The organism is Actinophytocola sp., assembly GCF_050699935.1.
Lineage (GTDB): Bacteria > Actinomycetota > Actinomycetes > Mycobacteriales > Pseudonocardiaceae > Actinophytocola.
Genome location: NZ_JBOHGB010000020.1, coordinates 45,272 through 68,131 on the forward strand (window position 1 = coordinate 45,272; position 22,860 = coordinate 68,131).

The 22,860-nt window shown below is 73.1% G+C and carries 15 protein-coding genes and 1 pseudogene; 7 read left to right on the top strand and 9 right to left on the bottom strand.

Going from position 1 to position 22,860, the window contains the following annotated elements:
* The first annotated feature begins 3 nt into the window (after positions 1–3).
* Positions 4–1,170 (top strand): L-rhamnose isomerase, encoded by a 1,167-nt coding sequence (rhaI, locus tag ACRDTB_RS10140; RefSeq protein ID WP_431429786.1) that lies wholly within the window; start codon positions 4–6, stop codon positions 1,168–1,170.
* Here the strand turns inward: rhaI and ACRDTB_RS10145 are convergent.
* Entirely contained in the window at positions 1,167–2,042 is an 876-nt protein-coding gene (locus tag ACRDTB_RS10145) for an amidohydrolase family protein (RefSeq protein WP_431429787.1), read from the bottom strand. The two genes, rhaI and ACRDTB_RS10145, sit on opposite strands and share 4 nt — an antisense overlap.
* Positions 2,039–2,992: an aldo/keto reductase gene (locus tag ACRDTB_RS10150; protein WP_431429788.1), complete on the bottom strand. Its 954-nt coding sequence runs from the start codon at positions 2,990–2,992 to the stop codon at positions 2,039–2,041. The genes ACRDTB_RS10145 and ACRDTB_RS10150 overlap by 4 nt, the downstream gene beginning before the upstream one ends.
* Before the next feature lie 103 nt (positions 2,993–3,095).
* On the opposite strand from ACRDTB_RS10150, the gene ACRDTB_RS10155 reads away from it, so the two are divergent.
* The gene (locus tag ACRDTB_RS10155; RefSeq protein ID WP_431429789.1) at positions 3,096–3,806 is read left to right on the top strand and encodes a FadR/GntR family transcriptional regulator; all 711 of its coding nucleotides are present in this window, start codon (positions 3,096–3,098) and stop codon (positions 3,804–3,806) included.
* Between the two features lie 183 nt (positions 3,807–3,989).
* Here ACRDTB_RS10155 and ACRDTB_RS10160 read toward each other — a convergent pair whose 3' ends face one another.
* Entirely contained in the window at positions 3,990–4,739 is a 750-nt protein-coding gene (locus ACRDTB_RS10160; RefSeq protein WP_431429790.1) for an SDR family NAD(P)-dependent oxidoreductase, read from the bottom strand.
* Positions 4,736–6,031 (bottom strand): enolase C-terminal domain-like protein, encoded by a 1,296-nt coding sequence (locus tag ACRDTB_RS10165; protein WP_431429792.1) that lies wholly within the window; start codon positions 6,029–6,031, stop codon positions 4,736–4,738. Before ACRDTB_RS10165 ends, ACRDTB_RS10160 begins: the two co-directional genes overlap by 4 nt.
* Before the next feature lie 191 nt (positions 6,032–6,222).
* Here ACRDTB_RS10165 and ACRDTB_RS10170 point away from each other — a divergent pair, with 191 nt between their 5' ends.
* A complete protein-coding gene (locus tag ACRDTB_RS10170) occupies positions 6,223–7,584 on the top strand; it encodes an NAD(P)/FAD-dependent oxidoreductase (protein ID WP_431429793.1) in 1,362 nt (453 codons plus the stop codon).
* Here ACRDTB_RS10170 and ACRDTB_RS10175 read toward each other — a convergent pair.
* Entirely contained in the window at positions 7,566–8,414 is an 849-nt protein-coding gene (locus ACRDTB_RS10175; protein ID WP_431429794.1) for a class I SAM-dependent methyltransferase, read from the bottom strand. The two genes, ACRDTB_RS10170 and ACRDTB_RS10175, sit on opposite strands and share 19 nt — an antisense overlap.
* 151 nt (positions 8,415–8,565) lie before the next feature.
* On the opposite strand from ACRDTB_RS10175, the gene ACRDTB_RS10180 reads away from it, so the two are divergent.
* The 3 genes from ACRDTB_RS10180 to ACRDTB_RS10190 all read left to right on the top strand — a co-directional run bounded on the left by ACRDTB_RS10180 (position 8,566) and on the right by ACRDTB_RS10190 (position 18,882).
* Positions 8,566–9,603 carry a monodechloroaminopyrrolnitrin synthase PrnB family protein gene (locus ACRDTB_RS10180; RefSeq protein ID WP_431429795.1) on the top strand — a complete coding sequence of 346 codons (1,038 nt, stop codon included), beginning with the start codon at positions 8,566–8,568 and terminating at the stop codon, positions 9,601–9,603.
* Positions 9,590–17,275, top strand: a complete 7,686-nt coding sequence (locus ACRDTB_RS10185; protein WP_431429796.1) for an SDR family NAD(P)-dependent oxidoreductase — start codon at positions 9,590–9,592, stop codon at positions 17,273–17,275. The genes ACRDTB_RS10180 and ACRDTB_RS10185 overlap by 14 nt, the downstream gene beginning before the upstream one ends.
* A 65-nt stretch (positions 17,276–17,340) precedes the next feature.
* Positions 17,341–18,882, top strand: coding sequence for a tryptophan halogenase family protein (locus ACRDTB_RS10190; RefSeq protein ID WP_431429798.1), 1,542 nt, complete (start codon positions 17,341–17,343; stop codon positions 18,880–18,882).
* Positions 18,883–18,895: 13 nt separating this feature from the next.
* On the opposite strand, the gene ACRDTB_RS10195 is transcribed toward ACRDTB_RS10190, so the two are convergent.
* Genes ACRDTB_RS10195 through ACRDTB_RS10210 form a run of 4 tightly spaced genes read right to left on the bottom strand, consistent with a single transcriptional unit; the run spans position 18,896 to position 22,564 of the window.
* Positions 18,896–19,519: a LutC/YkgG family protein gene (locus ACRDTB_RS10195; RefSeq protein ID WP_431429799.1), complete on the bottom strand. Its 624-nt coding sequence runs from the start codon at positions 19,517–19,519 to the stop codon at positions 18,896–18,898.
* The gene (locus ACRDTB_RS10200) at positions 19,512–20,960 is read right to left on the bottom strand and encodes a lactate utilization protein B (protein ID WP_431429800.1); all 1,449 of its coding nucleotides are present in this window, start codon (positions 20,958–20,960) and stop codon (positions 19,512–19,514) included. Before ACRDTB_RS10200 ends, ACRDTB_RS10195 begins: the two co-directional genes overlap by 8 nt.
* Complete coding sequence (locus ACRDTB_RS10205) at positions 20,942–21,652, bottom strand: (Fe-S)-binding protein (protein ID WP_431429806.1); 711 nt, start codon at positions 21,650–21,652, stop codon at positions 20,942–20,944. The genes ACRDTB_RS10200 and ACRDTB_RS10205 overlap by 19 nt, the downstream gene beginning before the upstream one ends.
* A gap of 18 nt (positions 21,653–21,670) precedes the next feature.
* Positions 21,671–22,564 carry a fumarylacetoacetate hydrolase family protein gene (locus tag ACRDTB_RS10210; RefSeq protein ID WP_431429801.1) on the bottom strand — a complete coding sequence of 298 codons (894 nt, stop codon included), beginning with the start codon at positions 22,562–22,564 and terminating at the stop codon, positions 21,671–21,673.
* 81 nt (positions 22,565–22,645) lie between these two features.
* Between ACRDTB_RS10210 and ACRDTB_RS10215 the strand changes: the two are divergent.
* A pseudogene (locus ACRDTB_RS10215) lies at positions 22,646–22,860 on the top strand (SAM-dependent methyltransferase); the annotation flags it as partial.

The window sequence follows — 22,860 nt, forward strand, 5'->3', positions numbered from 1 at the left end:
ACAATGATCGACCACGTAGCCGTACGGGCGGCGCTGCGGGCGCAGCACATCGAGACGCCGTCGTGGGCGTACGGCGACTCCGGCACCCGGTTCAAGGTGTTCGCGCAGGAAGGCGTGCCGCGCGACGCCTACGAGAAGATCGACGACGCGGCCCAGGTGCACCGGTTCACCGGGGTGGCGCCGACGGTGGCGCTGCACATCCCGTGGGACGCGGTCGCCGACTACGCCGACCTCGCCCGGTACGCGCGCGACCGGGGCGTGGGCATCGGGGCGATCAACCCCAACGTGTTCCAGGAGGACGACTACCGGCTCGGGAGCGTCTGCCACCCGGACGCCGGGGTGCGCCGCAAGGCGCTCGACCACCTGCTGGAGTGCGTCGACATCATGGACGTCACGGGGTCGGCGGACCTGTCGCTGTGGTTCGCCGACGGGACGAACTACCCGGGCCAGGACTCGATCGCGGCGCGTCAGGAGCGGTTGTCCGAGGCGCTGCGGACCGTGTACGCCCGGCTGGGTCCCACGCAGCGCATGCTGCTGGAGTACAAGCTGTTCGAGCCGGCCTTCTACACGATGGACGTGCCGGACTGGGGCACGTCGTACGCGCACTGCGTGGACCTCGGCCCGGCCGCGCGGGTGCTGGTGGACACCGGGCACCACGCACCGGGCACGAACATCGAGTTCATCGTGGCGTTCCTGCTCGGCCGCTCGCGGCTGGGCGGGTTCCACTTCAACTCGCGGTTCTACGCCGACGACGACCTGATGGTGGGCGCGGCAGATCCGTACCAGCTGTTCCGGATCATGGTGGAGATCGTGCTGGGCGGCGGCCTGTCCGCGGCGGCGGGGGTGGCCTTCATGCTCGACCAGTGCCACAACATCGAGCCGAAGATCCCCGCGCTGATCCGGTCGGTGATGAACGTCCAGGAGGCGACCGCCAAGGCGCTGCTGGTGGACGCCGAAGCCCTGCGCGGCTACCAGGCCGCGGGTGACGTGCTCGCCGCGAACGCGGTGCTGACGGATGCCTTCGCCACCGACGTGCGCCCGCTGCTCGCCTCCGTGCGGGAGGAGCTGGGCATCGATCGGGACCCGATCGCCGCCTACCACCGGTCCGGCTACTTCGAGAAGATCCGCGAGGAACGGGTCGGCGGCGCCGCGGCCGGCTGGGGCGCCTAGCCGGCGGACCGGTGATCCGATTGCCGAGCGCCCGGTCTCGTAGGCGCTAGCCGAGCGGCAGGCGGTACGCCCGGCGCGCGGTGCCCACGAAGATCTCGTGCCGCTCGGGTTCCGACAGCGCGGCGGGTGAGTGTGCGCGCGGCGTCGACCACCTCGCCGTACGTCGCGGCCAGTTCGCAGACCGGCCAGTCGGAGCCGAACATCACCCGCTCCGGACCGAACACGGCGAGCACGTGGTCGGCGTACGGGGCGAGGTCGCGGACCCGCCACCACGTCCGGTCCGCCTCGGTCACGAACCCGGACAGCTTGCAGAACACGTTGGGGCGCCGGGCGATCTCGGTGATCGCGCCGGCCCAGTCGTCGAGCTCGCCGGTGGCGATCGGGGGCTTGCCGGCGTGGTCGAGGACGAGGCGGGCGTCGGGGAGCCGGTCCGCGAGCTCGGCGGCCGAGGCGTACTGGGCCGGGTTGACCAGCAGGTCGTACGCGAGACCCGCGCCGGTCACCGCGGACAGGCCGCGCAGCACGTCCGGGCGGAGCAGCCAGCCGGCGTCCGGTTCGTTCTCGACCTGGTGGCGCAGGCCGACGAGCAGCTCGCGGTGGCGCGGTGCGGCCAGCCGGTCGGCGATGTCGGGCGCGGCGAGGTCCGCCCAGCCGACCACGCCGGCGATCAGCCCGCCGCTCGCCGCGGCCGTGTCGACGAGTTCCTGGGTCTCGCGCGCCGACGACACGGTCTGGACGAGCACGGTGGCGTCCGCCGCGGACACCCGGCGCAGGTCGTCCACTGTGTACGGCCGGCGGATCGGGTCGAGGCCGGCCAGCCACGGGTAGTCCCGGCGCGCCGGGTCCCACAGGTGGTGGTGTGCGTCGATCACGATGCCTCCCGGGGAACGGGGGTGTCCGCGCGCAGCAGCCCCTCGGCGATCAGGTCGGCCCACAGGGCGGGCGGCACGGGGGCGGCCGCGCGGTCGGCGTTCGCGGCGACCTGCTCGGGTGTGCTGGCGCCGAGCACGACGCTCGCGACCGCGGGGTGTGCGGCGGGCAGCGCGATCGCCGCCCGGGGCAGCTCGACGCCGTGCCGCAGGCAGACCTCGGCGATCCGGGTCGCACGGGCCACCAGCTCGGCGGGCGCGGCCGCGTAGTCGTAGGTGCGGCCCGGGGTCGGCGAGGCGAGGATGCCGGAGTTGAACACGCCGGCCGCCATCACCGCGACGCCGCGCTGCTCGCACAGCGGCAGCAGGTCGTCGAGCGCGGGCTGCTCCAGCAGCGTGTACCGGCCGGCGATCATCACGACGTCCACGTCGGCCCGGCGGACGAACCCGGCGAGCACCGAGGCGAGGTTCATGCCGAGCCCGATCCCGGTGAGCACGCCCTGGTCGCGCAGCTCGGCGAGCGCGGGCAGCGCGCCGTCGAGCGCGTCGGGCACGTGGTCCTCGGGATCGTGCACGAACGCGATGTCGACCCGGTCCACACCGAGCCGATCGAGGCTCGACTCGAGCGAACGGAGCACGCCGTCGCGGCTGTAGTCGCGGCGGCGCACGTGGGTGCGCGGCACGTCGAAGCCCTCGGTGTCCCGCTCTCCCGTGCCGCCGGAGTTGTCGACGAGCAGCCGGCCGACCTTGGTGGAGAGGACGTAGTCGTCCCTGGGTCGGGCCGCGAGGCCGGCGCCGAGGCGGCGCTCGGACAGGCCGAGGCCGTAGTGCGGGGCGGTGTCGAAGTAGCGGATGCCGCGCTCCCACGCGGTGTCCACGACGGCCCGCGCGGTCTCGTCGGACATCGCGCGGTAGAGGTTGCCGAGCTGGGCGCAGCCGAGACCGAGCCTCACGGCACGCCCACCGTGCCCGGTTTGAGCGGAGCGGCACGCATCGGGCCTCCATTCATGGCACTCTGACGAGTAAACATCCGAGGTCTGCATGAAGGGTTGTGCCATGCCGGTCACCGACGAAGCGATCGACAAGATCAAAGGCATGATCATCTCCGGCGAGCTGGCGCCCGGCGACCGGCTGCCGAAGGAGGCCGACCTCGCGTCCCGGCTGGGCCTGTCGCGCAGCTCGCTGCGCGAGGCGGTCAAGGCGTTGTGCCTGATCCGGGTGCTCGACGTGCGACAGGGCGACGGCACGTACGTCACCAGCCTGGAGCCGAAACTGTTGCTGGACGCCATGACGTTCGTGGTCGACTTCCACCGCGACGACACCGTGCTGGACTTCTTCGCGGTACGCCGAATCCTGGAGCCGGCGGCGACCGCGATGGCCGCGCGGCTGATGACCGAGTCGGACATCGCCGAGCTGGCCATGCTCCTGGAGGGGCTGGACGAGGCGCCGACCGTCGAGGCGCTGGTGTCCAACGACCTGGAGTTCCACCGGCGGATCGCGCAGGGGTCGGGCAACCCGGTGCTGTGCTCGCTGATCGACAGCCTGTCCGGCCCGACCACGCGGGCACGCATCTGGCGCGGCCTGACCCAGGAGGGTGCGGTCGCCAAGACGCGCGAGCAGCACCGGGCGATATACGAGGCGATCGCGGCGCACGAGCCCGAGGTGGCCCGCTCGTGGGCGACGGTGCACGTGTCCGGCGTGGAGCAGTGGTTGCGCAAGGCCCTGGGGAGCGCCGACCCGGGCGAGTCCGGGGCGGGCGTGGCCTGATGGCCTCCGGCCCCCGGTTTCCAGCCTACGCCGGGGGACAGACGATTCCGTCGCACTCCGCGTCGCATGTGGACAACCCGCTCCCGTTCCCGGGGGCCCCCGATTTCCAGTCTAGTGGCGGGGTCTGACGGTTCCGGGCCGGTTGGTGCGGGCTGTGGACAGGTCCGCGGTGCGAGTGGCATGTCAGGTTTTCGGGCGGGGGCGCAGGCCGTACATGCCGCCGTCCACGGACAGGGCCGTGCCGGTGGTCGACGAGGACAGCGGGCTCGCCAGGTAGGCGATCGCCTGCGCGACCTCGTCCGCGGTGACCAGCCGACCCATCGGCTGGCGGGCGGCGAGCGCGGCCCGCTCCGCCTCGGGGTCGTCGGCCGCGTCGAGCAGGCGGCCGACCCACGGGGTGTCCGCGGTGCCGGGGCACACGCAGTTGATCCGGATGCCGTCGTCGAGGTGGTCGGTCGCCATCGCGAGCGTCAGTGAGTACACCGCGCCCTTGCTCGCCGAGTACAGCACTCGGTTCGGCAGCCCTTGCACCGCGGCGATCGAGCAGGTGTTGACCACCGCCGCCGCTGCCGACGCCCGCAGGTGCGGTAGCGCGGCACGGGTCATCCGGGCCATGCCCACGACGTTCACGTCCAGCACCCGGTGCCACTCGTCGTCGGAGTTGGCGGTCACGTCGCCCTGCGCGCCGATGCCCGCGTTGTTCACCAGCACGTCGACACCGCCGAGCTCCGCCGCGGCCGCGGACACCGCCGAGGTCACCGACCCATCGTCGGACACGTCGCACCGGAAACCGCGCAGCGGCGCGGGAACCTCCGGGTTCAGGTCGAGCACGGCCACCCGCGCGCCGCGGGCGGCGAGGAGCGAGGCGGTGGCCAGCCCGATGCCGGACGCGCCGCCGGTCACCACCGCGCGCAGGCCGTCGAAGTCGGTCATCTCGAACTCCACTGCGGACCGTCGGGGTAGGCGTACCACTCCAGGCTCTCATCGCGGATGCGGGCCGAGAACCCCGGCTGATCCGGCGCGAGGTAGCGCCCGCCCCGCACCACGGCCGGATCGGTGAAGTGCTCGTGCAGGTGGTCCACCCACTCGATGGCCCGGTCCTCGTCGGATCCGGAAACGGCTACGTAGTCGAACATCGACAGGTGCCGCACCAGCTCGCACAGCCCCACCCCACCCGCGTGCGGGCACACCGGCACGCCGAACTTGGCCGCCAGCAACAGGATCGCCACGTTCTCGTTCACGCCGCCCACCCGCGCGGCGTCCAGCTGCAGCACCGACAGCGCACCGGTCTGCAGCAGCTGCTTGAACACCACCCGGTTCTGCACGTGCTCGCCGGTCGCGACGCGGATCGGCGCGAGCGCCTCGGCGATCGTCCGGTGGCCGAGCACGTCGTCGGGTGAGGTCGGCTCCTCGATCCAGTACGGGTCGTACGGCGCGAGCGCGCGCATCCACTCGATGGCCGGCCCGACGTCCCACCGCTGGTTGGCGTCCACCGCGATCCGCACCCCGTCGCCGACCGCCTCGCGCGCCCGCCGCAGCCGCCGGACGTCGTCGGCGAGCGAGCCGCCGACCTTGAGCTTGATCATGTCGAAGCCGTCCGCGACCACTTGTTTGGCCAGCCGCACGAGCTTCTCGTCGGAGTAGCCGAGCCAGCCCGGGCTCGTGCTGTACGCCGGGTAGCCGGCCGCCCGCAGGTGCGCCGAGCGCTCCTCGCGGCCGGGCTCGGCGGCGCGCAGGATGTCCAGCGCCTCGGCCTCGGTGAGCGCGTCGGTCAGGTAGCGGAAGTCGACGAGCCCGACGATCTCCTCGGGCGCCAGCGTGGCCAGGAAGCTCCACAATGGACGTTCAGCGCGCCGTGCGGCGAGGTCCCACGCGGCATTGACCACCGCGCCGACCGCCATGTGCGCCACCCCCTTCTCCGGACCGAGCCACCGCAGCTGCGAGTCGCCGACGAGGTCGCGGGACAGTGCCGCGAGTCCGGCCGCCGTGTCCGGAGTGGACCGTCCGACGACCATGCCGGCGAGCGCCCGGATCGCGGCGGCCTGCACGTCGTTGCCGCGCCCGATGGTGAACGCGAACCCGTAGCCGTCCGGCCCGTCGTCGGTGCGCAGCACGACGTAGGCGGCGGAGTAGTCGGGGTCGGGGTTCATCGCGTCCGAGCCGTCGAGGTCCCGGGACGTGGGGAACCGGATGTCCAGCACGTCCATGCCGACGATGCGCGCCACGCGTTCCCCTTCCTCGCCCCACATACATCCGATGTATACCCGATCCCGGTCGCACAATCCAGAGTCACAGGGCCCTACCCATGCCATTGATCCGACGACCGCTCAGCGCCAGAGAACCGGGACGATCCTTGCCTTCACCCCGGGAGATCAGCACACTCTGTGGCCAGTCCGACGGAAGGGGTTGGCAGGGAATGACACCCGATCATGCGGTGGTGATCGGCGCCAGCCTCGCCGGGGTGCTCGCCGCACGCGTCCTCGCCGACCACTTCGACCGGGTCACGGTCGTGGAGCGAGACGCGCTGCCGGACACCCCCGAGCCGCGGTCCGGCACGCCGCAGGCGAAACACCCGCACATCCTGTTCGCGGGCGGCCGCCACGCGATGGACGCCCTGGTGCCCGGCCTGTCGGAGGATCTCGTCGCGGCCGGCGCGGTGCCCGTGGTGCTGCCGAGAGACCTGATGCTGCGCAACCGCGCCGGCTGGCTCGACCGTGACCTCGACGACCGGCACAGCCGGGGCGGCCTGCACACGCTCTCGTTCAGCCGGCCACTGCTCGACTGGGCCATGGGCCGCCGCGTGCTGACGCTGCCGTCGATCGAGACGCTGGAGCGGCGCGAGGTCGTCGGGCTGCTGGTCGGCGGCGGCGCCGTGCGCGGCGTGCGGGTGCGGGACCGGTCGACCGGAGACACCGGCGAGCTGCGGGCGGACCTCGTGGTCGACGCGAGCGGGCGGACCTCACGCGCGCCTCGGTGGCTGTCGGCGGCCGGGCTCCCCGAGCCGCGGGAGAGCCGGGTGACGGTCCACCCCGGCTACGCCACCCGCGTGTTCCGGCGCGCCGAGCCGTTCGGTGACTGGAAGTCGATGATCGTCCTCGCCTACCCGGGCAGCCCGCGCGGCGGCGTGCTGCTGCCGATGGAGGGCGACCGGTGGATCGCGAGCCTCAACGGCATGGGCGACGACCACCCGCCCACCGACGGCGCCGGCTTCCTCGCCTTCGCCCGCAGCCTGGCGACCACACTGCTGCACAACACGATCAAGGACTGCGAGCCGGACGGCCCGGTGCTCGGCTTCCGCCACGGTGACAACGTGGCACGCCACCACGAGAAGTCCTCTGTGGACGGTCTGCTCGTCACGGGGGACGCGTTCCGCTCGTTCAACCCGGTCCACGGGCAGGGCATGACCGTGACCGCGACCGGCGCGCGGGTGCTGGCCGAGTGCCTGGCCGAGGGCCTGTCCGGGCTGGCGCCGCGTTTCCATCGCGCGCTCGCCCGGTCCGCGGCTCCGGCGTGGCAGTTCGCGACCGGGCAGGACATGCGCTACCCGGTGGCCGACGGCCCGCCGCGGCGGCTGCCGGACCGGCTGGTCGGGCGCTTCATCGGCAGGGTCGAGCACGCGGCCGTCGCCGGTGGACCGGCGACCCGGGCGTTCCTGGAGGTGATGCAGATGGTCTCGCCGCCGAGCGTCCTGTTCCGACCGCGGGTGCTGTGCAGCGTGCTGCGCGCGCGACCGGTGACGACCGCCGCGCCGCCACTCGCTCAGCTCTCCGGCGACTGACCGGCGAACCGGGCGTGCACGTAGCTGGGTAGCTTGTCCCGCAAGCGTTTCAGCCGGTGCAGGTGCGGGTTCAGCACGTCCCAGACGAACCCGCGCCCGGGCGGGAACAGCAGGTCGCGCACCCCGACGATGTTCTCGTCGGCCCGGCCGAACTCCGCGAGCTCGGCGGCGGTCGCCGCCCAGCGCCACGGCGGCAGCTGGTAGGACCGCCTCTTGCCGAGCATCAGCAGCTGCCGCAGCCGCGCCTTCTTCGACGGGTTCGCGACGGCCCAGTGCGGCACCATGTCGAACAGCATCTCGCCGCCGGGGAAACGCTTGGCGCACGCGGAGATCAGGCCCTTGGCGTCCGTCTCGTCGAGATACATCAGCAGGCCCTGCGCGGTGATCAGCACCCCGCCGGCCGGGTCGACCTCGTCCATCCAGCGCAGGTCCAGCGCCGAGCAGGCGAGACTGCGGCACCGGTCGGTGTCCGGCAGGAACTGGCGGCGCACCGCCACCGCCTCCTCGAGGTCGACCGCGAGCCAGCGGACGCGGTCGTTGTCCACCCGCCAGAACTGGGTGTCGAGCCCCTCGCCGAGCGCCACGACCGTGCCGTCCGGGTGGCGGGCCAGGAAGTCGCGCACCCGCTCGTCGAAGCACAACGCCCGCAGCGCGAACGTGATCGGCGGCCGGCCGAAGTTGTCCCGGAACGGATAGTCAATGCGTTCGCACACATCTACCGCGAGCGGGTCGCGGAGTAACGCGTCCGGCCGGCGCGTTTCCACCGCCCGGCAGTACAGCGGCCACAACAGCGTTTCGGCGACGCCGCGGAGCTCCACCGGGGTCTTCACGTGGCAACCGTTTCGATGAGGACACCGCCTGTCAAGGTCTTGACGGCGGGGTTGCCATCCACCACCATCCCGAAACCATGCGTGATTCATCGGGGGAGCACGCGTGAGAACTCCGGGAGTTCCCCACCCCACAGAGTCCGATCCGGATTTAGTGGCCGGCGCCGACCCGCTCGGCGCTGACGAGTTCGCCCGCCGCCTGCCCGCGCTCAATGCCGCCGCGGATCGCGCCGGGCTGGTGACCGCGTTCCGCGACCTGCTACCCACCCCCGACGCGCTGGCCGGCCTCGCGCCGCACGAATGCCTCGCCGCCATGCGCGACCTCGGCATGCTCCTCGGCTCGCTCAAGCGGCATGGTGTCGAGCCGGCCGACGCCGTGCCCGAGGCCGTCCCGGTGCTGTGCGAGCTGGGCGCGCGAACCGACATGGTGCCGAGGGACACCGTGCAGCACTACGGCCCGTGGAACCCCGCGGACCACCGATGTCGCGCGTATGTGGGCTCCTCTCAGGAGGACGCGATGCAGGCGTCGATGCGCCTGGTCCACCCGCACATGCGGCGCGCGCTCGACCTCTGCGACGTCTTGGCGGGCACCGAGCCGCGGGACCCGGCCTTCCCGGCCGCACTCGGCGAGCTCACCGAGCGGACCGAGGTGATGACCGAAGCCATGGACCTGGTGTCCGGCGCGGTCACCCCTTCGTACTTCGCCCACATCATGCGGCCGTACTACGAGGAGGTGACCATCGCGGGCGACGTGCTGCTCGGCCCGGCCGCCGCACAGGTCCCCCTGTGGCTGGTCGACCTGGCCGTCTGGGCGTCGGACCGCAGCGAGCCCGACTACCAGCAGTTCCTCGCCGAGTCGGTCCGCTACAGCCTGCCGAAATGGCGCGCGTACCACACGGCGTGGCTTTCCCGCGAGTCCGTGGTGACCCGCGTCGTATCCGCCCTCCGGGAGGCCGAGGACTCCCCCGCGCTGACCGAGAGCGCCACCCTGCTGGCCGATCTGCTGCGCACGATCACGGTATTCCGCGGCCGACATCTGAGTATGGCCAGACGGTCGTACCGGATAGAGGTCCGGCTCTACGACCTCGGCAGCGGCGGGGGAAACGTCCCATTGCTCGGCCAGATTCTCGACCTGACCCGACAGGCGGCCAGCCTCGTACGCGCGCGAGGGGCGGCGAATGCCGCCCGATGATCTGGTCCATTCGGACGTTCGGCCGCTGCCCGATCTGCTGCGTTCGCACGCCGAGCGGGCCGGCGGCAAGGTGGCGTTCCGCGACGACCGGCGCGCGGTCACCTACGCGGACCTGGAGCGGCGGACCCGGTGGCTCGCCGGGCACCTGGCAGGCGTGGGCGTCGGCCGTGGTGACCGCGTGGCCGTGTGCCTCGACAACGGCGTCGCCGTCGTCGAGAGCCTCCTGGCGATCACCCGGGCGGCCGCGGTGGGCGTGCCGCTCAACCCGCGCGCGTCGGACGCCGAGCTGACCCACCTGCTCGACGACAGCGGCGCGGCCGCGGTCATCACCGACCGGGGCCAGGGCCGGTTGGTGATCACGAGCGAGTCGTGCGCGGCGCTGGCCGAGACCGACCCCGGCCGGCCCGCCCGCGACGACCTCGGGCTCGACGAGCCGGCATGGCTCCAGTACACGTCCGGCACCACCGGGCCGGCCAAGGGCGTGGTGTCCACGCAGCGCGCCGCGCTCGGCGCGGTGCTGACCCGGTTCCTGCCGGCCGTCGGCCTGGTGGCGGCCGACGAGGTGCTGTGGCCGCTGCCGCTGTTCCACAGCTTCGCGCACTCGGTGTGCGTGCTCGGCGTGACCGCGGTCGGCGCGAGCGCGTGGATCACGACCGGCTTCCGTCCCGAGGCGACACTGGACCTGTTGCGGGAGCACCCGTTCACCGTGCTGGCCGGGGTGCCGGCGACCTACCACCAGCTGGTGCGCGCGGCCGGCCCGGGTGTCTCGGTGCCGAAGCTTCGGCTGTGCCTGAGTGCGGGCGCGCCGTGCCCGCCGGCTTTGCGCGGCGCGTTCGAGGACACATTCGGTCTGGAGCTGCTCGACGCGTACGGCAGCACCGAGACGTGCGGCGTGATCGCCGTGGACCGGCCGGGCGGGCCGCGGGTCGAGGGCACGTGCGGCCCGCCGGCGCCGGGCCTCGAGGTCCGCCTCGCCGACCCGGAGACCGGCGCCGAGGTACCCGCCGGCGCCGAGGGCGAGATCTGGATCCGCGGCGCCGGACTGATGCTGGGGTACCACGGCCAGCCGGAGGCGACGGCGACGGTGCTGCGGGACGGGTGGTACCGGTCCGGCGACCTCGGCCGGCTGCGCGAGCACGGCCACCTCGCGGTGACCGGTCGCATCAAGGAGCTGATCATCTGCGGCGGCGAGAACATCCACCCCACCGAGGTGGAGCGGGTGCTCTCGCGGGCGCCCGGAGTCGCCGACGTGGTGGTCGCCGGCCGGCCGCACGACGTGCTCGGTGAGGTGCCGGTGGCGTACGTGGTGGCGGAGCCGGGCGGGGTGCGCCTGCCCGCGCTGCTCGCCGCGTGCCACCGCGAGCTGTCGAGCGTCAAGGTGCCGGCGGAGGTCTACGAGATCGACGCCGTCCCGCGTCGGGGGCCCGACAAGATCGCCCGGCACGCGGTCGCCGGGCTCGACGCCCGGTTGCTGCGCGGCGGCGACGAGGCCACGGCCGGCGCGCTGCGCGAGCGGTTGCGGGGCCTGCCCGACCCGGAGCACGCGATGGTGCGGCTCGTGCTCGCCGAGCTGAGCGCGGTGTGCGACACGACGCCGGGCCCGGACGTCGCCTTCTCCGCGTGCGGGCTCACCTCGCTGCACGCGCTGGAGCTGCGTGACCGGCTGGGCGCGGTGACCGGGCTGGAGCTGACCGCCACCCTCGTGTACGACCACCCCACGCCCGCCGCGCTCGCCACGCACCTGCTCGGCACCCTGCTCGGGAACACCGCCGTGGCGCCGGCCGTCACGCGGCCGGCTCACGCGACGGCGAGCCCGGCGGCGGACACGGCGGCGGACACGGAGCCGGTGGCGATCGTCGGCATCGGCTGCCGCTACCCGGGCGGTGTCGCGTCGCCGGAGGACCTGTGGGCGCTGGTGTCCGGCGAGGTCGACGCGATCACCGAGTTCCCGGCCGACCGCGGCTGGGACCTCGCCGGGCTGTACGACCCGGACCCGGACCGGATCGGCACGTCGTACACCCGGTCGGGCGGGTTCCTCGATCGCGTGGCGGACTTCGACCCCGGCCTGTTCGGCATCTCCCCGCGCGAGGCGATGACCGTCGACCCGCAGCAACGGCTGCTCCTGCAGGTGTCGTGGGAGGCGGTGGAGCGGGCCGGCATCGACCCGGTCTCCTTGCGGGGCAGCCAGACCGGCGTGTTCGTCGGGGTGATGTACAGCGACTACGGCTCGCGGTTCGCCGGGGTCCCGCACGAGCTGGAGGCACAGCTGGTGCTCGGCTCGGCGGGCAGCGTGGCGTCGGGCCGGCTCGCGTACGTGCTCGGACTGCGCGGGCCGACGGTCACGGTGGACACCGCGTGCTCGTCGTCGCTCGTGGCGCTGCACCAGGCCGTGCGCGCGCTGCGGTCCGGCGAGTGCGGGCTGGCCCTGGCCGGCGGCGCGACCGTGATGTGCACGCCCAACTCGTTCGTCGCGTTCAGCCGGCAGCGGGCGCTGTCGCCGGACGGGCGGTGCAAGTCGTTCTCCGACGCGGCGGACGGGACGTCCTGGGCGGAGGGCGTCGGGGTCCTGCTGCTGGAGCGGCTCTCCGACGCGCGGCGCAACGGCCACCCGGTGCTCGCCGTCGTGCGGGGCACCGCGGTGAACTCGGACGGCGCTTCGAACGGGCTGACCGCGCCCAACGGTCAGGCGCAGCAACACCTGGTGCACGCGACCCTCGCCGCCGCTGGACTGTCCACTTCGGACGTGGACGCCGTCGAGGCGCACGGGACGGGCACCACGCTCGGCGATCCGATCGAGGCGCAGGCACTGCTCGCGACGTACGGCCAGGACCGGGCGGCCGACCGGCCGCTGTGGCTGGGGTCGGTGAAGTCCAACCTGGGCCACACGCAGGCGGCGGCCGGGGTGGCCGGCGTGATCAAGATGGTGGCCGCGATGCGGCACGGGCTGCTGCCGAGGACGCTGCACGTGACCACGGCGTCCCGGCACGTGAACTGGGACGGCGGCGCGGTACGGCTGCTGACCGAGCCGGTACCGTGGCCGGCGGACCCGGACCGAGCGCGGCGGGCAGGAGTGTCCGCGTTCGGTATCGGCGGCACCAACGCGCACGTGATCCTCGAGGAACCCGCCCCGCCCGATAAACCTGCCGGGGACCCCGGGGACCCCCCGGTTTCCACGCTACCGGCGGGCACCGACAAGACCGGGGCGCCGGACGCCGACCTGTGGACAACCGGGCCGCTGCTGCTGTCCGGCGCCGACGAGGCCGCCCTGCGCGCCCAGGCCCGCAGGCTCGCCGGTGTGATCGGACAGGAGCGGCTCGCCGACGTCGGCTTCTCTCTCGCCACCTCCAGGGCGTCGCTGTCCCACCGGGCGGTGGTCACCAGCCGGCCGGCGGACGCCCTCCGCGCGCTCGCCGCCGGGGAGCCACACCCGGGTGTCGTCACCGCCACGGCGATTCCGCGCCCTCGGCTCGCGCTGCTGTTCACCGGCCAGGGCTCGCAGCGGCCGCACATGGGCACGGCGCTGCACGCGTTCCCCGCCTTCGCCGACGCGTTCGCGGACGCCTGCCGGCACCTGGACCCGCACCTCGACCGGCCGCTGCGCACCGTCCTCGCGGGTGAGCCGGACCTGCTGGACCGCACGGACTTCACCCAGGCCGCCCTCTTCGCCTACGAGGTCGCCCTGTTCCGGCTGCTCGCCGAGTGGGGCGTGCGTCCGCACTACCTCGCCGGCCACTCCATCGGCGAGCTCGCCGCCGCCCACGTCGCGGGGGTGCTGGACCTGCCCGACGCCGCCAAGCTGGTGGCGGCCCGCGGCCGGCTCATGCGCGACCTGCCCGCCGGTGGCGCCATGGTGGCCGTCCAGGCGACCGAGGACGAGGTCGCGCCGCTGCTGACCGATCAGGTGTCGATCGCCGCGGTGAACGCGCCGCGGTCGGTGGTCGTCTCGGGAGAGCACGATGCCGTGCACGCCATCGCCGGGCACTTCGCCGGCCAGGAACGTCGCACCACGAGCCTGCGGGTGAGCCACGCGTTCCACTCGCCGCTCATCGAGCCCATGCTGGCGGAGTTCCACGCCGTGGCCGCGGGCCTGACCCACCACCCGGCGGCGATCCCCATCGTGTCCACGCTCACCGGCCGGCTCGCCGAGCGGTACACGGCGGAGTACTGGACCCGCCACGCCCGCGAGACCGTGCGGTTCGCCGACGCCGTCCGGTGGCTGCGCGACGAGGGTGTCACGAGCTGCCTCGAGGTCGGCCCCGACGCCGTCCTCTCCGGACTCGCCGACGACGTCGTCCCGTCGGCACGGGACGGGCACCCGGAGGTCGCCACGCTGCTCGCCGCGGCCGGTCGGCTGCATACCGAGGGTGTGCCGGTGGACTGGCGCGCGGTGTACGCGGGCAGCGACGCGCGGCACGTGGACCTGCCGACGTACCCCTTCCAGCAGCGCCGGTTCTGGCTCGACGCCCCACCCCCGAGCGGCGCGACCACCGGGCTCGACCGCCCGTTGCTGTCGCCGGTGCCCGACTCCGACCAGGTACTGCTCGACGTCACTCTGTCCACAGTCGAGCAGCCGTGGCTGGTCGAGCACGTGATCGGCGGCGAGCCGCTGGTGCCCGCGACGGTGTTCGTCGAGCTGGTCCTCCGGGCCGGTGACGAGGTCGGCCTCGACCAGCTGGACGACCTCGCGATCGTGCGCCCGCTCGTGCTGCCCGACAGCGGCGCGGTGCGGCTCCAGGTCGCCGTGTCCGGCCCGGACCCGTCCGGACGCCGGCCCGTCGCCGTCCACTCCCGACCCGTGGAGTCTGAAGTGGACAGCCCGTGGGCCAGGCACGCCACCGGCACGCTCGGGACGGGCGGCCAGGCAGCCGACCCCGACCTGCGGACCTGGCCGCCGCCGTGCGCCGAGGCGGTCGACATCACCGACGGCTACGACACGCTCGCCGAGCACGGCGACGACTACGGCGCCACGTTCCGCGCCGTCCGCGCGGTGTGGCGACGCGGCGAAGAGCTGTTCGCGGAGGTGGCGCTGCCCGACGGCGAGCACGACCGCGCGGCCCGGCTCGGCCTGCACCCCGCGCTGCTGGACGCCGCGCTGCACGTGCGACGGCTCGCCGAGCGGATCGAGGACTCGCTCGTGCCGTTCGAGTGGACGGGCGTCCGGCTGCACGCCACGGGGTCGACGGCGCTGCGGGTGCGGGCACTCGCGACCGGACCGGACACCATGACGCTATACCTCGCCGACCAGCTGGGCCGGCCGGTGGCCACGATCTCCTCGCTGCTGGCCCGGCCCGCCGAGCCGCTCGACCCGAGCGAGGCGGTGGCCCGGGACGCACTGTTCCGTGTGGACTGGATACCGGCCCCGCCGGACGCCACCGGGGACGAGCCCGACTTCGAGCGGCTCGACGTGGGGGGCCGCGGCGGCGACGTGGTCGCCGATGTCCACTCGCTGACCGCGAGCACCCTCGAGTCGGTGCAGCGGTGGCTCGCCGAGCCGGCGGGCAAGCGGCTCGTGGTCGTCACCCGCCACGCGACCGACGCCGCCGAGCCGGACCTCGCCGCCGCCGCGGTGTGGGGGCTCGTGCGCTCGGCGCAGTCGGAGAACCCGGATCGCATCACCCTCGTCGACCTCGACGGTCGGCCCTCCTCGGAACGGCTGCTGCCCACGGCGGTGGCGACCGGCGAAGCCCAGGTGGCGATCCGCGCGGGCGCGACGCTGGTTCCCCGGCTGGCCAGGGCCTCCCTCGACGGCCCGGGCCCAACCTTCGATCCACAAGGGACAGTACTGCTCACCGGCGCGTTCGGGGCGCTCGGCACGCTGATCGCCCGGCACCTGGTGACCGCGCACGGGGTGCGGAGCCTGCTGCTGCTCAGCCGACAGGGCGAGCGGGCGGCCGGCGCGGCGGAGCTGCGCGCGGAGTTGGCGGCGCTGGGCGCACGGGTGCGGATCGCCGCGTGCGACGTGGCCGATCGCACGTCACTGGCCGCCGTCATCGACGGCTGCCGCGGCGAGCTGACCGCGGTCGTGCACAGCGCCGGCGTGCTCGACGACGGCGTGCTGGGCTCGCTGACCCAGGCACGGCTCGCGAAGGTGTTGGGGCCCAAGGTGAACGCGGCCTGGCACCTGCACGAGCTGACGGCCGGCCTCGACCTGTCCGCGTTCGTGCTGTTCTCCTCGGCGGCCGGGACGTTCGGCAACCCGGGGCAGGCCAACTACGCGGCGGGCAACGCCTTCCTCGACGCGCTCGCCAGGACGCGGCGGGCCCGCGGGCTGGCGGCGGCGTCGATGGCATGGGGCCTGTGGGACCAGGGGTCCGGCATGTCGACGCACGTGTCCGGCGCCGCGCGGGACCTCCTTGCCCGGCAAGGGTTTCCGGCGATCTCCGACGAGCAGGGCCGCGCGCTGTTCGACGCGGCGCTGCGGGTGGCCGACCCGGTGACCGTGCCGGTGCGGCTGGACATCCCCGTGCTGCGCGGGGGCCCGGTGCCACCGGTGCTGCGTGGGCTGGTGCGGTCGCGGCGGCCGTCGGGCGAGCGCGCGACCAGCTCGTGGCTGTCCCGGCTGACCGGCGGCCCCGAGGACGAGCGGACGCTGGCCGACCTCGTGCGCGCCGAGGCTGCCGCCGTGCTCGGCTACCTCGACGCGGCAGACGTGCCGGCGGGCAAGGGATTCGCCGACCTCGGGCTCGACTCGCTGGCGGCGGTGCAGCTGCGCAACCAGCTCGCCGCGGGGACCGGGCTGCGACTGCCCGCGACCGTCGCGTTCGACCACCCGACACCCGAGGAGCTGGCGCGCCACCTGCTGGACGAACTCGGCGCCGCACCCGCCGTGGAGGGGCGGTCGGAGTACACGCTGTCCGCGCTGTACCGGACGGTGTGCGCGGCCGGTGAGCCGGTAGCCGGCATGCAGTTGCTGGTCGGCGCGTCCCACGTCGCGCCCACCACGTCGGAGCCACTGCCACCGGTCCAGCTGTCCACGGGGGACGGTGGGCCGCTGCTGGCGTGCCTCATGTCGCTGACCCCGGCCATCGGCACGGGCGAGTACACGGGGTTCGCGCGGTCGTTCGCGGGCGAGCACGACCTCGTGGTGTTCACCCATCCCGGCCTCGTCGGCGGCGACGCCGTGCCCGCGGACCGCGAGACCTTCGTGCGGATGCACGCCGACGCCGTGCGGGCGCGGGCGGGCGACCGGCCCGTGGTGATCGTCGGCCACTCCACCGGCGGGGCGCTCGGCCACGCCGTCGCCGCCCGACTCGAGGCGGACGGCGCCGCACCGGCCGGCGTCGTGCTGCTCGACACGTACCACATCGACGCGGCGCTCAGGGTGGCGCCGTGGTTCCAGGCGCTCGCCGCCCGGACGGTGCGCACGCTGGAAGAGCGGTTCGACTCCCCCGTCGGGGACGCCACCCTGGTCGCGATGGGCGCGTACGTGCGCATGTTCGACGGCTGGGTGCCCACCTCGCTCACCGCGCCGACGCTCCAGGTACGCGCCACGGAGCCGACCGAGGAGATGGCTGAGGATCTGGCCGGGGAGTCGGCCGCCGCGGGCACGGACTGGCGCGCGACCTGGCCCGTCCCGCACACGCTGGTGGAGGTCCCCGGCGACCACTTCACGATGATGGACACCCACGCCGACACCACCGCGTCCGCGGTGCGCGACTGGCTCGCCGGCTAGAGACATGGCCCTGATGACCGCCCAACTGATGATCCGACAGGAAGGGACGTACCTTGATTAAGTCCGTGCTGATCGTTGGTGGTGGCACCGCGGGCTGGATGACCGCGAGCTACCTCAAGAAGAGCTTCGGGGATCGCCTCGCCGTCACGCTCGTGGAATCGGACCGGGTGTCGACAATCGGCGTCGGAGAAGCGACATTCAGCACGGTTCGGCATTTCTTCTCGTCCCTGGAGCTCGAAGAATCGGACTGGATGCCGCACTGTGCCGCCTCGTACAAACTGGCCATCCGCTTCGAGAACTGGCGGCGTCCCGGCCACCACTTCTACCACCCGTTCGAACGCCTCAGGACGGTCAATGGATTCACCATGGCCGACTGGTGGCTCGAGCTGGGTGGCGATCACGACCGGTTCGACCGTGACTGTTTCCTGACCCCCGCACTATGTGAGGCCAAACGTTCACCGCGTGCCCTGGACGGGAACCTGTTCGTCAGCGGCCACGACAGCGAGCTCGGTCGATCGACCCTGGCCGAACAGCGAGCGCAGTTTCCCTACGCCTACCATTTCGACGCGGACCTGTTGGCTCGATTCCTCCGCAAGTACGCGACCGACCGCGGGGTCAACCACATCACCGACGACGTCGTCGAGGTCAACCAGGACGACCGCGGGTGGATCAGTCAGGTAGGCACGAAGAACCACGGCTCGATCGGCGCGGACCTGTTCGTGGACTGCACCGGGTTCCGCGGCCGGCTCATCAACAAGACACTCGACGAACAGTTCATCTCCTTCACCGACGTACTGCCCAACAATCGCGCGGTGGCTTTGCGGGTTCCCAAGGACCCCGAGACGTCGGAGGTCGCCCCGTACACGACGGCCACCGCCATGGACGCGGGTTGGATCTGGACCATTCCGCTGTTCGGTCGCGACGGGACCGGCTACGTCTACGCGGATGACTTCTGCACGCCCGAAGAAGCCGAGCAGACCCTGCGTGCCTTCGCCGCACCGGGTCAAGATGATCTTCCGGCGAACCACATCAGGATGAGGATCGGGCGCAGCAGCCGGTCCTGGGTGAAGAACTGTGTCGCGATCGGTCTCTCCAGCGGATTCGTCGAGCCCCTCGAGTCAACGGGCATCTTCTTCATTCAGCAGGGAATCGAAGAACTGGTCAAACACTTCCCCGGCACCGACTGGGATGCCGAGGTCCGACGTAGCTACAACCGCAAGGTTGCCCGCGCCATCGACGGCGTGAAGGAATTCCTGGTCCTGCACTACCGGGCCGCGCAACGCGACGACACCCCGTACTGGAAAGCCGCGAAAACCCGACCGATCCCCGACGGGCTCGAAGACGTCCTGCGGGACGCCGACCGGCTTCTCCTCGACGAGGACACGGCCTATCCGTATTACCACGGCTTCGAGTCGTATTCATGGAACACCATGTTGCTGGGCCTCGGCGCCGGCCCCCGCCGCGCGCGAGCCGCACTCGGCGGGATGGATCACGGCCCCGCCGCCGGCGAGTTCGAAGCCCTCCGCCGGGATGCCAAACAGTTCATCGCGGACCTGCCGCGATGCATCGACTATCTCACCCGTCTGCATTCGGGAGGAACCATGTGACACGCCGGCGGGGTCAGCCGGTGACGACGAGGACTTCCAGGTTGCGGGGGCCGTGGACGCCCTCCACGCGGTCCAGCTCGATGTCGCTCGTGGCGGACGGGCCGCTGATGAACGTCAGCGGCCGCACCGGGTCCAGCCGGGCCAGCGCCTCCGGCACGGTGCCGACGATCTGGGACTCGCGCACCACGCACAGGTGGTAGTCCGGCAGCAGAGTCAGCGCGCGCCGGCCCTGCGCCTCGCCCGCGTCCAGCACGATCGTGCCCGTCTCGGCGATCGCCACCGCGGCACCGGTCAGCACGCCGTCGCACCGGTCGAGCATCGTGCGCGGCAGCGGGTGCGCGGGCGCGTCCAGCGACCAGACCACCTCCCCCACCCGCCACCAACCGGGTAGGTCCGCCGGCGCCACCAGCTTTCGCACACCCCGCGCGCGCAGCGACTCCTCGATCCGTGCCGGCAGGGCGGCATCCGGCACCCGGTGCACCGCCGCCCGGTAGTCGGCCACCCGCGACGCGAACAACGCCGGCAGCTCGCCCAGCGGTCGCGACCGCGCGTAGTCCCGGCGCACCGCGGGCGGGTGCGGCCGGTCCGCCAGCGCGGCACGGATCCGGCCCAGCACGACCTCCCGCGAGTCAGCCACGAGTCCTCCGCCACCACGCCGAGAACGACTCCGCGGGCGGCACCGGCACGTCCCGCGAGTCCGTCCACTTCGAACCCGGCCACGGCAGCCGCTTGACCCGCCCGCGCCGGGACACCAGGCGCAGCAGGGAAAGCAGCCGCTGCGCCAGCCGGAACCGGCCCGGCGACACCATGACCCACGACGCCGCCGCCATCGCGACCGCCTCCGGCGTGTACGGGCCCTTCGCCTCGACGACACGGGAACGCAGGTGCACCAGCACCTCCGGGATGTCGATCCGCACCGGGCACACCTCGTAGCACGCCCCGCACAGCGACGACGCGAACGGCAGCGACCGCAGCAGCGAATCCGTCGCGGAGTCTCCGGTGTCGCCGGACCCCGCGCCCAGCTGCGGGGTCAGGATCGCGCCGATCGGACCCGGATACACCGAGCCGTATGCCTGCCCACCGGTCCGCTCGTAGACCGGGCACACGTTCAGGCACGCCGAGCACCGGATGCAGCGCAGCGCCTGCCGCCCCACCCGGTCGGCGAGGGTCGCGGTGCGGCCGTTGTCCAGCAGCACCAGGTGGAACGCGCGCGGGCCGTCGCCGGGGGTTACGCCCGTCCACACCGACGTGTACGGGTTCATCCGCTCCGCGGTGGACGAGCGTGGCAGCAGCTGCAGGAACACCTCGAGGTCTCGCCACGTCGGCACGAGCTTCTCGATGCCCATCACGGTGATCAGCGTCTCCGGCAGGGTGAGGCACATCCGCCCGTTGCCCTCGGACTCCACCACGACCACCGAACCCGAGTCCGCCACCGCGAAGTTCGCCCCGGAGATCGCGACCTTCGCGGACAGGAACTTCCGTCGCAGGTGGACCCGAGCGGCCTCGGCCAGGTCGGCCGGACGGTCCGACACGGTGGCCGCGTGCGGCATGGTCCGGCGGAAGAGGTCGCGGATCTCCGAGCGGTTGCGGTGGATCGCGGGCACCAGGATGTGCGACGGCCGGTCGTCGCCGAGCTGGACGATCAGCTCCGCGAGGTCGGTCTCGACCGCCGTGACGCCGCCCGCCGCGAGCGCCTCGTTCAGCCCGATCTCCGCGGTGGCCATGGACTTGACCTTGACCACCTCGCGCGCGCCCGCGTCGCGGACGAGGCGCAGCACGATGTCGTTGGCCTCCGCGGCGTCGCGGGCCCAGTGCACCACGCCGCCCCGCGCGGTGACCGCCTCCTCCAGCCGTGCCAGGTAGACGTCCAAATGCGACAGGACGTCGTCCTTGACGGCCTCGCCGGCGCGGCGCAGCCGTTCCCAGTCGGGCAGCTCGGCCACCGCGGCGGCCCGCTTCGTGCGGATGGTCGCAGTGGCATGCGCGAGGTTGCCGCGCAGCTGCGCGTCGGCGAGCGCCGTGCGGGCCGCGACCGGGAACGCCGGGCTGCCCAGCCAGGTCACGGGGTTGCGGCCCATGGCTCCTCCTCGGTGCTGGCCAGGATCTCCGCGAGGTGCAGCGCCCGTACGCCGGTGTTGAGCCGGGACAGCCCGCCGCCGATGTGCATCAGGCACGAGTTGTCGCCCGCGGTCACCACCTGCGCGCGGGTGTCGAGCACGCCCTGCATCTTGTCGGCGAGCATCGCGGTCGACGTGTCGGCGTTCTTCACCGCGAACGTGCCGCCGAACCCACAGCACTCCCGGTCGCCGGGCAGCCCGACGAGGTCCAGCCCGCGCACCGCGCGCAGCAGCGCGAGCGGCTTGTCCCCCACGCCGAGCATGCGCAGCGAGTGGCAGGTCGGGTGGTAGGTGACCCGGTGCGGGAAGTACGCGCCGACGTCGGTCACGCCGAGCACGTCGACGAGGAACTCGGACAGCTCGTGGGTCCGCGCGGCGACCGACGTGGTCGAGCGGTGCAGGCCCGGGTACAGGTCGCGGACCATGCCGGCGCACGAGCCGGACGGCGCGACGACCGCGTCGTAGCCGTCGAACGCCTTCGCGGTCCGCCTGGCCAGCGTCGCCGCCTGCCGCCGGTAGCCGGTGTTGTAGTGCAGCTGGCCGCAGCAGGTCTGCGCCGCGGGGAACTCGACCGTGCAGCCCAGCCGCTCCAGCAGCCGGACCACGGCGCGTGCGGTGTCCGGGAAGAACGTGTCGGTGAGACACGTGGCCATCAACGCGACCCGCGTCAACTAACCCCTCCCAGACTGTGTTGAATGGCTCGCTCCGCTCGCCTTGGCCAGCACCGACCGCTGCCGGCCCAGCCCGTCGATCTCGATCTCCATCACGTCGCCGACCGCGAGGTACGGGAACCGCCCGGCCAGCGCGACGCCCTGCGGCGTGCCGGTGTTGAGCAGGTCGCCCGGCTCGAGCACCATGAACCGCGACAGGTGGTGCACGAGCACCGCCACGCCGAACACCATGTCCGCGGTCGTCGAGTCCTGCCGCGCCTCGCCGTTGACGAACGAGCGCAGGCCCAGCGCCTGCGGGTCGGCGACCTCGTCGGCCGGCACCAGCCACGGGCCCAGCGGGTTGAACGTCTCGGCGCACTTGCCCTTCGACCACTGTCCACCGGAGACGGTCGGGTCGAGCTGGAAGTCACGCTCGGACACGTCGTTGGACAGCACGTAGCCGGCCACGCACGCGAGCGCGTCCTCGGGAGAGTCGAGGTAGCGGGCCTGGCGACCGATCACCACCCCCAGCTCGACCTCCCAGTCGAGCTTCTCCGACCCGCGCGGCACGAGCACGTCGTCGAACGGGCCGACGACCGTGTTGGGGTGCTTGAGGAACACGATCGGCTGCTCCGGCGGGGCCGCGCCGGACTCCGCCGCGTGCGCCGCGTAGTTCATCCCGACGCAGACGACGGCCGGGGGCCGGGCGATCGGCGCGCCGACCCGCTCCCCCGCGACGTCCACCGACCGCAGCTCGCGCGCGGCCAGCGCGGCCCGCACCCGGGCGAGGCCGCTACCGGCGAGGAACGGCCCGTCGACCTCGGCGGTCAGGCCGTCGAGGTCGAAGGCCTGGCCGGTGTCGTCCAGCACCACCGGGCGCTCGGCGCCGGGGGCGCCCACTCGCATGAGCCGCAAGGCAAAGCTCCCATCGTCGTGTCCGAGCACACTCTACGAGGTGAGGGGGCGAGCGGCTCGGCTTCCCGTACGATCCGGCCCATGTCGGACACCCTGAGCTGGACCTCGTACGTGGACACCAAGGCGCAGGTCGAGCACGACCGGCTCATGCTGCTGCAGGAGGTCTTCGACCCGTTCAGCGCGCGGCTGCTCGACCGGGTGGGCGTGGCGGCCGGGTGGCGGTGCCTCGAGGTGGGCGCCGGCGCCGGCTCGGTGGCGCGGATGCTCGCCGACCGCGCCGGCGCGGCGAACGTGAC